Raw genomic sequence first — 14156 nt, 5'->3', positions numbered from 1 at the left:
ACTTTCTTCGCATTCCGAGCGGTGCTCGCGCGGCGCAGCGGGTACAACTACCGCATGGTGTTCCCCGTGGCTTTCGGCTGGATCCAGGTATTGCTGGGCCTGCTGTTCGCGGTCGCGCTCGTGCTGGTTGTCACGGCGCTGTTCAAGGCACGCAAGGCGGGCTGGCGGGTACTCGCGGGACGCGGCGCGGGAGCGCTGGCGATTGCCCTTGTGGCGGTGGTGATCCTGTGGGTGACCACGCTGCTGCAGACCTACCTGGGCCTGACCGGCGAGGTGAAGGCCGCGCACATCGTCGCGAAATCCGTTGCCAACAGCCCTCATACGCTCGAGGTCGACCTGACCCTCTACGGCGACAAGGACCACGGCGACAAGCAGGCCACCTATCAGGTCGAGGGCGACATGTGGGCGCTGCAGGCGAACATCGTCGAGCTGGACCCCTGGGTGAACGCCCTGGGCTTCCACTCCGGATACAAGCTCACCCGCCTGTTCGGTGAACGCCTGGACGGCACCGCGGTGAAACAGAACCAGATCTTCCTCAACGGCAGCGACCAGGATTTCTTCCGCGACATGCAAACCCACCGCTGGTACACCAACCCCTTCGTCCGCTCCGCCTACGGCAACGCCGTCATCGCGATGCCGGGCAGCTACGACGTGTACATCTCGCAGGACGCGATCAAGACTCGACCTGCCTGAGGCGGCGTCCCGCTGGCCGAAGCTTCGACTTCGAGCCTGGCAGTGGCCACGGATTCGGATGGATTGATCTCGCGAGCTTGTATCATCGGCCGAGGTGCGATCGCCGAGGGCGGTCGCACCTGTCACTACTGCGATACGTCACGTCTGGTCGGTGGTCGGCAAGCAGGGGGCGATGGTGCGGCGGTTGCTGAAACGGTTCGGGCCCAAGGTCTCGGTGGGCGTCGGGGTGCTCGGGGCGGTAATTCCCCTTGCTGCGGGAAAAGTCGACTCGTTCGCGAAGGTGTTTCCCGGTCACAGTCAATCCCTGGTCTTCGTGTGCCTCGTGGCGGTGGGCGTCGGGTGGCAACTCTGGGTCGATCGGAGCGATCGGAACTCCGAGGATTCGACGAAACCGGATTGGTCCGTGGAGCATCGGGAGCGCGCTCGCGCGGCGCTGCTGGCCGGGGTGCGGCGGCAGTGGATCGACGGTGTGCTCGATCGGTCGTTGGAAAGCGTTGCGCGGCTGGAGTTGCAGCTGCGGCCGCGATCCGAGGCGGTGGATCATCCCTGGGGTACGTTGCGGGCCGCGGCGGACGATGCGCCCGTCCAGCTGTCGGAGGGCACCTCGCTTGTCGATGTCTTCGATCGCTACGAGGGACGTGTGCTGGTGCTGGGGCAGCCGGGCTCCGGGAAGACGACCACTCTGCTGGAGCTCACTCGCGACCTGCTCGAGCGCGCGGAATCCGATGCCGCGCAACCGATGCCGGTGGTGTTCCACCTGTCTTCGTGGTCCGGCGAGCAGCCCGCGTTGCGGTCGTGGCTGGTCGATGAACTTGTCATCCGCTACGGCGTCGCGAGGGCGCTGGCGCGGGAGTGGATCGCCGGAGATGTGGTGGCGCCCATGCTGGATGGGCTCGACGAGGTGGCTGAATCCAACCGGGCGGGATGTGTGAAGGCGATCAACGACTTTCGCGCTGCCGAGGGTTCGGGTCCCCTGGTCGTATGCAGCCGTAGCGGCGACTACGCCGGCCTCCCGGGCAAGCTGCTGCTCGATTGTGCGGTGGAGATCCAGCCGCTGGACCATGCGGATGTCGACCGATACCTGCGCCAGGCCGGGCGCAAGCTCGCGGGGGTCCGGGCGGTGCTGGACGACGACGAGCAATTGCGGGAGATGGTCACCAGTCCGTTGCTCCTGAGCGTGGTCATGCTGGCCTATCAAGGTGTTCCAGCGACTCGGATCCGCGCCTCCGGTACGACTGCGGATCGCCGGACGGCGTTGCTGGATGACTATGTGGCGGCGATGCTCGCCCGGCCGCGAGGGGCCCTGGATGCGAATCGACCGAAGTACACGCCCGAGGAGACTCGGCGTTGGCTCTCGCGGCTGGCGCAGCTGATGAACGGTGCCAGCCAGAGCCTCTTCTACCCGGATTGGCTGCAACCCGACTGGCTGGACGGCCGTGCCCTGCGTGTGCGGGCGATATCGGGTGTATTGGCGGTGGCGGGTGCAGTCGCGGCGGCAGGGGTCGTCGCGATCGATGTCGGTGTGCGGCTCGCCGGTCACCGGGATCCGGATACCGGGTGGTTCTACCCAGTCAGTGAGTTCGTCTGGGTGGTGGTCGGATTCGTCTCGATCGCTGTTCTCGGATTCGGGAGGCGGGTCACTCCGGCCACGCGATGGAGTGGGGATGCGATGCGTTCGGCCGTTGCTGGACTGCTCGCAGGGGCTATAGGGGGAAGTGTGGTTGGTTGGATGGTGCTCGGTCAGACACACAATTTCGGTGTCATCCCGCCTCGAAGCATCTATGAGTACGGACCGCACGGAGATGAGTTCGGCATCCCGGTTTGGTCGGCAGTGCCGTTGGACTTGACCATCGTCCTGGTCGCCGCAGCCGTCAGCATCGCAATCTATTCGGTGTGGGTACGTGCTCGCAGGCAATCTCATCCACATGTGAGCCTGCGATCAGCCGCTGCGGAACGGTTCTCGACCGTGGCGCTCTCCGGCGGCGCGGTCGCCAGCGCGTTGAGCGGTGGACCGCTGCTCGTGCTCTCCCCCGCGATCTACGGCGGCTGGTATTGGGGGGCGATCGGTTACGCCGTAATCCTTGGTGGACCGGTCATTTTGGCGTTCGCGGCAGCAACACAACTCCGGCCCGTACCGGAGGTGGCGCCGCAATCGCCGGGCGCCGCGATCCGGCGGACAGGTTCCCAGGCTGCGGCCACCGGGGTGGCGATCTTCGTCATCGCCTTCACTATTTACGCCGCAGTGCTCGTCTACCAGCACCGTGAACTCTCGATCGGAGACTTCAGCGCGAACGTCATCCAGATTATTTTCCTCGGCGCCCTGGCCGCATCCATGCGATTGGGCCTCGGCGACTATCTGCGGCATCGTGCCGTGGGCCGGTTGCTCTCGCGCCACGGCGCACTCCCGATGGACCTGACGACGTTTCTCGACCACGCCGACAGCCACATCCTGCTACGCCGCACCGGTGGGGGATACATTTTCGTCCATCGAATTGTCTTGGAGTACTTCGCTGCCCGACTAGAGGTGGGGGATCAATCAGCTGGGTAAGAGGTGGATTCGGTTGGGGCCGACCATTTTTCCTCGACCCGGGCGACGCGCCAGACAACCACCGACACCCCCCACGTCACAACGAACAACCCCACGATCCCGAACCCGAGGATATTGAGATTCAACCCGTTCAACCACCCCCAGAACCCACCGTTCCAATGCAATTGCTGGGCAAGCAGTCCGAGTAGTTCGACCGAACCGATGATCAGCGCCACGGCGACGGACAGGCCGGTGATGGTGAGGTTGTAGTAGACCTTGCGGGTGGGGTTGGCGAAGGCCCAGCCGTAGGCGAAGTTCATGAAGGAGCCGTCGACGGTGTCGAACAGGCACATGCCGGCGGCGAATAGGACCGGCAGGCAGAGGATCGCGTACCAGGGCAGGCCGGCGGCGGCGCTGGTGCCGGCCAGCACGAGCAGGGCGACCTCGGTGGCGGTGTCGAAACCGAGGCCGAAGAGCACCCCGACCGGGTACATCTGCCAGGGCTTGGTGATCGACCGCATCAGCCCGCCCAGCAGCCGGTTGAGCAAGCCGCGCTTGGCGAGCTGATCCTCGAGCTCCCGCTCGTCGTAGCGGCCGCCGCGCATGTCGCGGAACACGCGCAGGATGCCGGCCAGCGCAACGATGTTGAGGGCGGCGATCAGATAGAGGAAGGCGCCGGACACGCCCGCGCCGATGAGGCCGGTGTAGCGGTGCAGCGCCGACGAATCGTCCTGTACCGGTCCGGCGATCGACCGCACGCCCAGCGAGAGCAGCAGGGCCAGGCCGAACACGATCGTGGAGTGGCCGAGGGAGAAATAGAAGCCGACCGACAGCGGGCGCCGCCGGTCGTTCATCAGCTTGCGGGTGGTGTTGTCGATCGCCGAGATGTGGTCGGCGTCGAACGCGTGCCGCATCCCGAGCGTGTAGGCCGTCACGCCGACGCCGACCCCGAATGTCTTGGCGCCCAGCGTGAAATGCCGCGGGGCGACGAACGCGGTGAGAGTCAGCCAGCCGATCACGTGCAGGGCCAGGATCACCGCCGCCATCGCGCCGAGCGAGATCCACTCCCGCCGGTTCGGGGCCATCGTCGTCCTCGCCGACCCGGGCTGTGCGGTGCCGGCCGTCTCGAGCGTCAAGGCCAGCCTCCACCCGTAGCGGTCGCAAAATTCACGGTAGGCTCGAATCGTCCTTTTTGCAATTGTTTGGCAAGAAGGCATCCGTTGGCCTGCCGTGGCGCGCGAGCGGGTCGCGAAGGAGACTGGTGGCATGACAGGCGCGGGAAGGGCCGATCGGATCGACGGCGAGCACGACGACCCGCGCTCGCTGCTGCGAGGTCACGGTCTGCGCTGCACCGCGCCGCGCCTGGCCGTACTGGCCGTGCTGTTCCGCGAGCAGCCGCACGGGCACCGCAACGTCGCGGAGATCCACCGATCGCTGCTCGACAGCGACCGGGACGTCGACCTCACCACCGTCTACCGGACGGTCTCCACCCTCGCGGAGGCGGGCATCCTGCACACCCTGGCCCTCGACGACCGCGGCATCACCTACGGCATCGCCGAACGCCCGCACCACCACGCGGTCTGCACCCACTGCGGCGCCATGCGCGAAATCCCCGCCGACAACCTGGCCGAGGTCCTCACCGACGCCAGCCGCAGCAGCGCCTTCCGGCTCACCGACAGCGGCGGACTCACCCTGCGCGGCCTGTGCCCCGACTGTCAGTCGGAGATTTCGGCCACGACCGGTGCGTGATCGCTGGGCGCCTTGCCCTTGCGCTCCTCGCGGTCGACCCCGGCGTCGGTGACGGTCGCGGCCAGGGCGGGGGAGGCGAGGATGAAGTCGATGCGCATGCCCTCCTTGCGGGGGAAGCGCAGCTGTGTGTAGTCCCAGTAGGTGTAGACGCCGGGGCCGGGAGCGAAGGGGCGCATCACGTCGGTGAATCCGGCCGCGGTGATGGCGGTGAACGCATCGCGTTCGGGCTGGGAGACATGGGTTTTGCCGGTGAAGAAGTCCGGGGACCACACGTCGTGGTCGGTGGGCGCGATATTCCAGTCGCCGACCAGCGCGATCTTGGCATCGGGCCGCTCGGCCAGCCACCGCGCGCCCGAGTTCCGCAGGGCGGCAAGCCATTGCAGCTTGTATTCATAGTGCGGGTCGTCCAGGGCGCGGCCGTTGGGGACGTACAGGCTCCACACCCGCACGCCGCCGCAGGTAGCCCCGATCGCGCGGGCCTCGACCACCGGCGCGCTCAGCAGCGAATCCTGTGCGTCCTTGTCGAATCCGGGCTGGCCGGGAAACGCGATCTCGACCTCGTCCAGGCCGATCCGCGAGGCGATCGCCACGCCGTTCCACTGGTTGAACCCGACGTGCGCGACCTCGTAGCCGGCCTCCTCGAAACGCTCCGACGGGAATTGGTCGTCGCGGCACTTGGTCTCCTGGATGGCGAGCACATCGATGTCCGCCCGATCCAGCCACGCGATCACCCGATCCACCCGGGACCGAATCGAATTCACGTTCCATGTCGCCAAACGCACTGCCAGCTCGCCTCTTTCGGAATTGGAATTCAGCGGTCAGGCCGCGGCGGCGTACCTGTACCGGTGGTGCTCGAGGAAACCCATCGCACGGTACAGCGCCAGCGCGCCGGTGTTCTCCGCTTCGACCTGAAGATAGGCGTGGGTGGCCCCGCGCTTGGTGCCCCAGCGGATCAGCTCGGCGCAGACCAGCGTGCCCAGGCCGCGCCGGCGATGCGGCTCCGCGACGGCGATGCTCGTCAGTCCGATCCAGCGGCGGCCGTCCGGTGCGGTGGTGACCGCGCCGCGCCCGATCGCGAGGGGATTGGGCAGACCCAGTGTGCCGAAACCCAATTCGCCCTGGTGGACCGCCGTCAAGACGTCCATGTCCGGAATATCCGGCGGCACCGGCACGGTGTCCTCACCCTTGAACCGGTGCAGCTCCAGCCAGGCGTCCGAGGGCTCCGGCTCGATGCGCACCATCGAAGGTCCCTGGGGGAGTGGGAAACTGCTGATATCGATGCCCAGCACGACAACTTCGCACCAGGTCCGCCAGCCGGGTGGCGCGACGGCGAGCCGATCCGGGACGGCCAGCAGTGCCGGCATGCGGCGCTCGGCGTACCACTGCTCGATCCGCTCGATCGTGTGCGGGGTCAGCTGGGCCGGACCGCCGCCCGTGCCCAGCGGCACGGCCGAATTGGCCCGCCGCGTATAGCCGTTGCCCGCGCGCAGCAGCCAGCCATCGATCCAGGCGTGCTCGATGCCGGGCCAGGCGTCGGCCGCCGCGGACTCCAGCGCCCGGATCTCGCGGGTACGAATGGGCCTGGGCCCTACCGCCTTCACGGCCACGATCGCATCCGCGGGGATCGTCACCGGCCCGGCGGGCCCGGCATGCACGGTCAGCGGATCGAGCGCGACGAGCTCGCCGATCACATCGGTGAAGGGCTCGGGATCGGCGTACGGGAGGCGATACCGCACCACCACCCGCTGTCCCGGCAGGAGTTCGGAGGGGTCAGTCGTCATGGCCGAACGGATCCGGCACGGTGCCCGGAACCCAGCTCAAACCCGGTGTGCCCCAGCCATTTCGCTTGATGGCCTTCTTCGCCGCGCGGGCATTGCGCCCGATCAGCACGTCGACGTAGAGGAAACCGTCCAGGTGGCCGACCTCGTGCTGCAGCATGCGGGCGAAGAAGCCCTTGCCCTCGATCTCGACCGGATTGCCGTGCTCGTCGGTGCCGGTGACACGGGCCCAGTCGGCGCGGCCGGTGGGGAACTGCTCACCCGGGACGGACAGGCAGCCCTCCTCGTCGTCATCGGGATCCGGCATCGTCTCGGGGATCTCCGAGGTCTGCAGCACCGGGTTGATCACCGCGCCGCGGCGGCGGTTCACCGAGCCGTCGGCCTCGACGTCGGGGCAGTCGTAAACGAACAGCCGCAGCGGCACGCCGACCTGATTGGCGGCCAGGCCCACGCCGTTGGCGACGTCGAGGGTCTCGTACATGTCCGCGATCAGTTCGGCCAGCTCGTCCGGTGTCTGGGTGACCTGCTCGGTCGGTGCGTGCAGAACCGGATCGCCGACGATGCGAATGGGAAGAATCGCCATGGTCGCACACTTTACGCGGCGCCCCGGAGGGGGCCGACACGCCGTGTGACACATCTAGTAACTCGGGCATCCGTGGTTGAATGAGCGCCGACGTATCGTCTGGTGGTCACTCGGCGAGGGAGCAATATGGACAGCGCAGCGGCCCGGAATCTTTCCGCAAGCGAGGACAGCTCTTCCGCGGGCGGCAATTCCCCGGTCCCCGCCTCCGACGGGCTCATCGATGGGCTCACGCGGCGCGAGCTCGAGATCCTCGACTTCGAACGCAAGTGGTGGAAGTACGCGGGCGCCAAGGAGGACGCCATCCGCGAGCTGTTCGGCATGTCCGCCACCCGCTACTACCAGGTTCTCAACGCCGTCGTCGACAAGCCCGAGGCGATGTCCGCCGACCCGATGCTGGTCAAGCGTCTGCGCAGGCTGCGGGCGAGCCGTCAGAAGGCCAGGGCGGCACGGCGACTGGGCTTCCAGGTGTGATGCGCGCGTCTCGACGGGTGGACGGTTAGGGTGAGCTTGTGAGGGAGCTTGCGACCGAACCAGTGATACAGCGTGCCTTGCGCACCGCGGAGCCGAGCGCCAGCGAGGTGCAGCGGTGAGCAACCCGAATCCGCCCTCCGGCGGACCGCCGCTGCGTGCGCTCGCGATGGTGTTGATCGCCGTGGCCATTGTCTTCGCGGGCCTCGGTGCCATGTCGCTGTCGTCGAGTTCCGATTCCGACACCTCGGCCGGTCCGGGCTCGTCCAGCTCGACCACCCCGGCGCCGGCCACCCCGGCGCGGCCGGCCGCGACCAGCAGCACGGCCGCGCTCACCACCACGACGACCGCCGCCACGGCCACCACGGCTGCGAACGGGGTCGACAAGTCGATTCCGGTACGGGTGCTCAACAACAGCACCATCGCCGGATTGGCCGCCAAGACGGGTAGCCGGCTGACAGCGAGCGGCTGGAACGTCACCGAGACGGGCAACTACTCCAGCAGTGTGCTGTCGAAAACGACCGTCTTCTACGAGAATTCGCGTGAGCAGGCCACCGCGCAGGCGATCGCCGATCAACTCGGCGGCCGGATCGAACCCCGGAGCGCGGGGCTGGGCGGCTCCGCGCCCGGCATCATCGTCATCGTCGCGAACGACTGAAGATCACGGGCGCCGAGCCCCACGCCCGGACCGCATAACGGCTCTGGCATCATCTTGTCCGGTAACGAATCTGTCCACGCAGCTTTACTCGTAAACTCGGTACTCGTAAAGGAGTTCCCCGATGGCCCCGTTCACGACACGTCGCCCGTCCTGGCGGATTGTGACCCCGGTGCTGGCGGTCGCGGCCTTCGGCCTCGCAGCCTGTAGCAACGGTCAGCAATCGAGCGATGTCAAGGGAACCACGCCGCCGGTGTGGACGGGGACGGGTGCGGCCGGTCCGTCCGGGGCCAACGGTCCCGGCGCGGCCTCGACTCCCGACAATTCGGTGTCGGTGCAGCTGAAGGACCCCTCCGGCGCCGATATCGGCACCGCGACCATCGCCAAGTCCGGGAGCCACCTGCAGCTCACCGTCGACGCGCACGGCCTCAAGCCCGGCTTCCACGGGCTGCATATCCACCAGGTCGGCAAGTGCGAGGCGAATTCCGTCGCCCCCGCCGGCGGCGCGCCGGGCAACTTCCTGTCCGCGGGCGGGCACCTGCAGGTCGGGGACGCCCACGCCATGCCGGCCAGCGGCGATCTGACCTCCCTCGAGGCGGGCCAGGACGGCACCGCCCACCTGGTGACCACCACCGACGCGGTCACCCTCGACGACATCAAGGACAAGGCCCTGATCATCCACGTGGGCCCGGACAACTTCGGCAACATTCCGAGTCGATACACCCAGGCCGCGGGCGGCGCCACCGGTCCGGACGCCGAAACGCAGGCGACCGGCGACGCGGGTGCCCGAGTTGCCTGCGGTGTCATCGGGTAAGCAGGTAGGCCATGGGCGGGGCAGGCATTCGTAGGGTTCCCTGGAATGGCTCGCCCCGGCCCACGCTCGGCGTCGAGTGGGAGATCGCGCTGGTCGACAAGCAGACCCGCAATCTGTCCAATACGGCCGCGGCCGTCTTCGACGCCGTCGGTGATCTGCGCGCCCACGACGGCACGCCGCAGGTCACCAAGGAGTTGCTGCGCAATACGGTCGAGATCGTCAGCGGGGTCCACGACACCGTCGGCGAGGTCGTCGACGATCTGCACGCCACCATGGACACGGTGCGCCGCGCCGCCGATCCGCTGGGCGTGGATCTGTTCTGCGCCGGCACCCACCCGTTCGCGCAGTGGTCGGCCCAATTGCTCACGCGCACGGTGCATTACGACGAACTGATCGATCGCACCCAGTGGTGGGGGCGGCAGATGCTGATCTGGGGAGTGCACGTGCACGTGGGAGTGTCCCACCCGGAGAAGGTCTTTCCGATCCTGAACACCCTGCTGCTGTCGTATCCGCATCTGCTGGCGCTGTCGGCCTCCTCGCCGATGTGGGCGGGAGTGGACACCGGCTATGCCAGCAACCGCGCCATGATGTTCCAGCAGCTGCCCACCGCCGGGTTGCCCTTCCAGTTCGAAAACTGGTCCCAGTTCGAGGCTTTCGTGCGGGACGAGACCAAAACCGGTGTCTTCGAACAGCTCGGCGGCATGCACTGGGACATTCGCCCCGCCCCCAAGTGGGGCACCATCGAGGTCCGGGTGTGTGATGGAATCCCCAGTCGCACAGAGCTCTCCGCGCTGGTGGCGCTGATCCACTGCCTGATCGTGGATCTCGACCGCCGGGTCGAGGCGGGTGAGACGCTGCCCACACTGCCGCCCTGGCACGTGCAGGAGAACAAGTGGCGCGCCGCACGTTACGGGCTCGACGCGATCATCATCACCGATGCCGACAGCAACGAGCGGCTGATGACCGACGACCTGAGCGACCTGCTGGATCGTCTCGAGCCGGTCGCCAAACAGCTCGGCTGCGAGAACGAGCTGTCCATGGCCGCGGACATTCCCCAGCGGGGCGCCTCCTATCAGCGCCAGCGCCGCGCCGCGGCCGCCGCCCAGGGCGACCTCATCGCGGTCGTCGACGCCCTGGTGAAGGAACTCGACAAATAGGTCCCGGCGAGCGGATTTCGTAGCCGTTTGGTTGCGGTGGGTTCAGCCACTCAGGGGGGTGGCGTTCATCACGTGTTTACTATGGTGGGCGTGCTTCTCGACAATCCGCGTTCCGGCTTCGATGGCGGCGCCCGCCGCGGCCGGTTCGGGCGGCCGTCGAGGCGGGTACTGGTCGTCGCCGCGGTCGCGGCCGTACCGGTGCTGCTCATCGCGTTGCAGATCGTGGCCTCGTGCAACGGTTTCGAGGGTCCGCTGCAGAGCGTCTGGCACGACTACTTCGGCACCCCGAAATCGATGTCGATGCCGTGGGCAGGGCTGGGGCTGGCCCTGATCGGCCTCTCGTGGCGACGGCGGTTCGTCGCCGTGAGCATCGCGGTGGCGCTCGACGCGGCGATCGCCGGGCTGCGGGTGGCGCTGGGCGGGCCGCTGACCTTCGGCAACGGCGCGGTGATCACCCTGACCGGCCTGGCGCTGCTCGCCTGGCTCGGCTGGGAGGGCCGGGACAAGCGCAATGCGCTGCATGCGGCCGCGCTCGGCGCGCTGCTGATCCTCGCCACCAAGGTGGGCGACGTCTGGCTGCACGTCACCGTGATGGCCGGGCCGAATGTGCTGGATCGGTATATGGCGCTGGCGGATCGCGCCTTCGGCGAGCCGTCCTGGCTGGTCGCCCGGGGGCTGGGCGCGCTCGGACCGGTGGTGCCCGCGGTGCTGCACTGGGTCTACATCGAACTGCCGGTGGCGGCGATGGCGATCGCGGTGTGGCAGCTGCGAAATGTGGTGCGGACCGGGATGTGGCCGGGCCACTACCTGGTGCGGACGTTCCTGGTGCTCGGGCTCGTCGGGCCGGTGTTCTACATCCTGTTCCCGGTGGTGGGTCCGATGTTCGCTTTCGCGGCCGACGGCCACGGCCTGCAGATCGGCAACTTCTGGCCGCGGCACCTGCCCCCGATGGAGCACGCGCCCGCCCGCATCCGGTTCGACGCCTTCACCCCGCGCAACTGCATGCCCTCCATGCACGCCGCCTGGTCCACCTCGATATTCCTGCACTCGCGCCGCGACACCGACGGCTCGCCCGCCCCGCGCTGGCTGCGCTGGGGCGGCGCGTTCTGGGTGCTGGCCACCCTCGTGGCCACCCTCGGCTTCGGCTACCACTACGGCGCGGACCTGATCGCGGGCGTGGTGCTGTGCCTGACCGTGGAGTCCGCGCTGCGGGCTCCCGAACGCGGCTGGACCGGTGCGCGCATCCAGCTCGTCGCCGCCGGCTTCATCGTGTTCTTCGCCCTGCTGCTGTCCTACCGCTACCTGGCCCTGTGGATGGCCGAGCACACCCTCCCCGCGGGCATCATCGTGGTGGCCCTGGTCGCCGCCTACTGCCGCGCGTTCTACGTCACCTGGTTCGCACAGCCGGTGCCCGCCCACCCGGCCGAGATCGCTGAGGTACCGGCGCGATAGCCGGCGGCCGCCGCACCGAAACCGCTTGCTGGTAGGCGCCGAAACGGCCCGGCACAATGGCACATGTGCCCGAACTGTCCCTTACTGCCCGCCTGAATCGCTCGGCCGCGGATGCCCGGCGCGGGGTGGTGCGGTTGCATCCGGAGGCGCTGGCGGCGCTGGGGCTGCGGGAGTGGGACGGGATCGCGCTGGTCGGGTCGCGGCGGACGGCGGCGGTGGCGGGGGTGGCTCCCGCGGGGACGCCCGCGGGTGCTGTGCTGCTGGACGATGTGACGCTGTCCAATGCCGGGGTGCGGGAGGACGCGACCGTGGTGGTGTCGCCCGCGACGGTCTTCGGGGCGCGGCGGATCTCGGTGATCGGCTCGGCGCAGGCCATGCGCAGCATCGCCGAGACGACGCTGCGGCAGGCGCTGCTGGGCAAGGTCGTCACGGTCGGTGACGCGGTCTCGCTGCTGCCGCGCGATCTGGGCCCGGGCACCAGCACCGTGGCCGCGTCGCAGGCGCTGTCGCGCACCTTCGGCATCGCGTGGACCTCCGAGCTGCTCACCGTCACCGCGGCCGATCCCATGCGCGGCGCGGTGAGTATTCAGCCCAACAGCGCGGTGGTGTGGGGTGCGGGCGCGGCGCTCGCCGAGGCATCGCACGATCCGGACGGCGCGGGCGCGCCTCAGCCCGGTACCCGGATGACGGTGCGGGAGCGGCCATCCGCGGTGCCGGTGGCCGAATTGGCCGGTGCGCGGGCCCAGGCGGCGAAGCTGACCGAATGGCTCAGCCTCGCGCTGGACGAGCCCGAACTGCTCAAAACCCTCGGCGCGCCACCGCATCTCGGTGTGCTCGTGACCGGACCGGCCGGGGCCGGTAAGGCGACGCTGGCCCGCGCGGTCGCCGCACCGCGCCGCATGGTGGAGCTCGACGGGCCCACCGTCGGCGCTACCGAGAGCGGCACCCGGCTGCGCGAGGTGGGCCTGGCGGTCTCGGAAATCTGTTCCGGCGTCGGTGGAGTGCTGCTGATCACCGACATCGACGCGCTGTTGCCGGCGGAGCGGGAACCGGTCGCCACCCTCATCCTCGATCAGCTGCGCGGCGCGGTGGCGACGCCGGGAGTTGCCTTCCTGGCCACCACCTCTCACCCCGCCGCGATCGATACTCGCCTGCGCGGACAGGATCTGTGCGACCGCGAGGTGGCGCTGACACTTCCGACCGCGGCCGTGCGCAAGGACCTGCTCGAACAGCTGCTGCGCAAGGTCCCCACCGACGGCCTCGAGCTCGACGAGATCGCCGCCCGGACACCGGGTTTCGTGGTCTCCGACCTGGCCGCGCTGTGCCGGGAGGCGGCGCTGCGGGCGGCCTCGCGGGCCAGCCGCGAGCACTCCGATCCGATGCTGACCCACCCCGATCTGCTCGGCGCCCTGCAGGTGATTCGCCCGCTGTCGCGGTCGGGCGCCGAGGAATTGGCGATCGGCAGCCTGAGCCTGGACGACGTCGGCGATATGGCCGAGACCAAACAGGCGCTCACCGAATCGGTGCTGTGGCCGCTGCGGCATCCGGATTCCTTTGCCCGCCTGGGCATCGACCCGCCGCGCGGGGTACTGCTCTACGGCCCGCCCGGCTGCGGCAAGACCTTCCTGGTGCGGGCCCTGGCCGGGAGCGGCCAGCTCAGCGTGCACGCGGTCAAGGGCGCCGAGCTGATGGACAAGTGGGTCGGATCCTCCGAGCGCGCGGTGCGCGAATTGTTCCAGCGCGCCCGCGATTCCGCGCCGTCACTGATCTTCCTGGACGAGGTGGACGCCCTGGCCCCGCGGCGCGGCCAGAGCGGTGATTCGGGCGTGGGCGACCGGGTGGTCGCGGCGCTGCTGACCGAACTGGACGGGGTGGAGCCGCTGCGCGAGGTCGTCGTGGTGGGCGCGACGAATCGGCCGGAGCTCATCGACCCGGCGCTGACGCGGCCGGGCCGGCTCGAGCGCCTGATCTTCGTCCCGCCGCCCGACGCCGGCGCGCGCGCCGACATCCTGCGCACCGCGAGCCGTTCCGTGCCGCTGGCCGCCGGCGTGGACCTGGCCGCGCTGGCCGCCGACCTGGACGGCTATTCGGCCGCGGACTGCTCGGCCCTGCTGCGCGAGGCGGCGCTGGCCGCGATGCGCCGCGACGTCGACGCCGCCGATGTCACCGCCGACGACGTCGCCATCGCCCGCTCGGCGGTGCGGGCCTCGCTCGATGCGGATCAGGTGGAGTCGTTGCGGGCCTACGCCGATCGGCGCGTGGCGGGCACCTGAGCGTGCT

General features: G+C 68.8%; 13 protein-coding genes. 9 read left to right on the top strand and 4 right to left on the bottom strand.

Translation table 11 applies throughout. The features are described from left to right. Positions 1–54 precede the first annotated feature (54 nt). Entirely contained in the window at positions 55–693 is a 639-nt protein-coding gene (locus KO481_RS31595; protein ID WP_215922139.1) for a hypothetical protein, read from the top strand. 94 nt (positions 694–787) lie between these two features. Then, a complete protein-coding gene (locus KO481_RS31590) occupies positions 788–3241 on the top strand; it encodes an NACHT domain-containing protein (RefSeq protein ID WP_215922138.1) in 2454 nt (817 codons plus the stop codon). Here the strand turns inward: KO481_RS31590 and nicT are convergent. Further along, a complete protein-coding gene (gene nicT, locus KO481_RS31585) occupies positions 3226–4305 on the bottom strand; it encodes a Nickel transporter NicT (protein WP_215922329.1) in 1080 nt (359 codons plus the stop codon). The genes KO481_RS31590 and nicT overlap by 16 nt on opposite strands. Positions 4306–4486: 181 nt before the next feature. On the opposite strand from nicT, the gene KO481_RS31580 reads away from it, so the two are divergent. Beyond that, the gene (locus KO481_RS31580; RefSeq protein ID WP_215922137.1) at positions 4487–4969 is read left to right on the top strand and encodes a Fur family transcriptional regulator; all 483 of its coding nucleotides are present in this window, start codon (positions 4487–4489) and stop codon (positions 4967–4969) included. Here KO481_RS31580 and KO481_RS31575 read toward each other — a convergent pair. Genes KO481_RS31575 through KO481_RS31565 form a run of 3 tightly spaced genes read right to left on the bottom strand, consistent with a single transcriptional unit; the run spans position 4936 to position 7330 of the window. Next, positions 4936–5751, bottom strand: a complete 816-nt coding sequence (locus KO481_RS31575) for an exodeoxyribonuclease III (protein ID WP_215922136.1) — start codon at positions 5749–5751, stop codon at positions 4936–4938. The two genes, KO481_RS31580 and KO481_RS31575, sit on opposite strands and share 34 nt — an antisense overlap. A gap of 36 nt (positions 5752–5787) precedes the next feature. Then, a complete protein-coding gene (locus tag KO481_RS31570; RefSeq protein WP_215922135.1) occupies positions 5788–6750 on the bottom strand; it encodes an N-acetylglutamate synthase, CG3035 family in 963 nt (320 codons plus the stop codon). After that, positions 6740–7330 (bottom strand): peptide deformylase, encoded by a 591-nt coding sequence (locus KO481_RS31565; RefSeq protein ID WP_215922134.1) that lies wholly within the window; start codon positions 7328–7330, stop codon positions 6740–6742. Before KO481_RS31565 ends, KO481_RS31570 begins: the two co-directional genes overlap by 11 nt. A 126-nt stretch (positions 7331–7456) precedes the next feature. Here KO481_RS31565 and napA point away from each other — a divergent pair, with 126 nt between their 5' ends. The 6 genes from napA to KO481_RS31535 all read left to right on the top strand — a co-directional run bounded on the left by napA (position 7457) and on the right by KO481_RS31535 (position 14149). Next, entirely contained in the window at positions 7457–7801 is a 345-nt protein-coding gene (napA, locus tag KO481_RS31560; RefSeq protein ID WP_215922133.1) for a nucleoid-associated protein NapA, read from the top strand. A 115-nt stretch (positions 7802–7916) separates the two neighbouring features. After that, complete coding sequence (locus KO481_RS31555) at positions 7917–8456, top strand: LytR C-terminal domain-containing protein (protein ID WP_215922132.1); 540 nt, start codon at positions 7917–7919, stop codon at positions 8454–8456. 121 nt (positions 8457–8577) lie between these two features. Further along, positions 8578–9267, top strand: coding sequence for a superoxide dismutase[Cu-Zn] (gene sodC / locus KO481_RS31550; protein ID WP_215922131.1), 690 nt, complete (start codon positions 8578–8580; stop codon positions 9265–9267). Positions 9268–9278: 11 nt separating this feature from the next. Beyond that, positions 9279–10424, top strand: coding sequence for a glutamate--cysteine ligase (locus KO481_RS31545; RefSeq protein WP_215922130.1), 1146 nt, complete (start codon positions 9279–9281; stop codon positions 10422–10424). An 81-nt stretch (positions 10425–10505) separates the two neighbouring features. Beyond that, the gene (locus KO481_RS31540) at positions 10506–11876 is read left to right on the top strand and encodes a phosphatase PAP2 family protein (protein WP_215922129.1); all 1371 of its coding nucleotides are present in this window, start codon (positions 10506–10508) and stop codon (positions 11874–11876) included. Between the two features lie 65 nt (positions 11877–11941). Further along, positions 11942–14149, top strand: coding sequence for an AAA family ATPase (locus tag KO481_RS31535; RefSeq protein WP_308166840.1), 2208 nt, complete (start codon positions 11942–11944; stop codon positions 14147–14149). Positions 14150–14156 lie beyond the last annotated feature (7 nt).

This window comes from Nocardia albiluteola (genome assembly GCF_018860155.1).
Classification (GTDB): Bacteria; Actinomycetota; Actinomycetes; order Mycobacteriales; family Mycobacteriaceae; genus Nocardia; species Nocardia albiluteola.
Note: the sequence above shows the minus strand (reverse complement) of the source record. Positions and strands in the feature narration are given on the sequence as shown.

What these genes read in the sequence shown, in the direction of transcription:
- KO481_RS31540 (WP_215922129.1), top strand. Translation starts at nt 10,506, where the DNA reads ATGGTGGGCGTGCTTCTCGACAATCCGCGTTCCGGCTTCGATGGCGGC.
- KO481_RS31565 (WP_215922134.1), bottom strand. Translation starts at nt 7,330, where the DNA reads ATGGCGATTCTTCCCATTCGCATCGTCGGCGATCCGGTTCTGCACGCA.
- napA (WP_215922133.1), top strand. Translation starts at nt 7,457, where the DNA reads ATGGACAGCGCAGCGGCCCGGAATCTTTCCGCAAGCGAGGACAGCTCT.
- KO481_RS31570 (WP_215922135.1), bottom strand. Translation starts at nt 6,750, where the DNA reads ATGACGACTGACCCCTCCGAACTCCTGCCGGGACAGCGGGTGGTGGTG.
- KO481_RS31545 (WP_215922130.1), top strand. Translation starts at nt 9,279, where the DNA reads ATGGGCGGGGCAGGCATTCGTAGGGTTCCCTGGAATGGCTCGCCCCGG.
- nicT (WP_215922329.1), bottom strand. Translation starts at nt 4,305, where the DNA reads ATGGCCCCGAACCGGCGGGAGTGGATCTCGCTCGGCGCGATGGCGGCG.
- sodC (WP_215922131.1), top strand. Translation starts at nt 8,578, where the DNA reads ATGGCCCCGTTCACGACACGTCGCCCGTCCTGGCGGATTGTGACCCCG.
- KO481_RS31580 (WP_215922137.1), top strand. Translation starts at nt 4,487, where the DNA reads ATGACAGGCGCGGGAAGGGCCGATCGGATCGACGGCGAGCACGACGAC.
- KO481_RS31595 (WP_215922139.1), top strand. Translation starts at nt 55, where the DNA reads ATGGTGTTCCCCGTGGCTTTCGGCTGGATCCAGGTATTGCTGGGCCTG.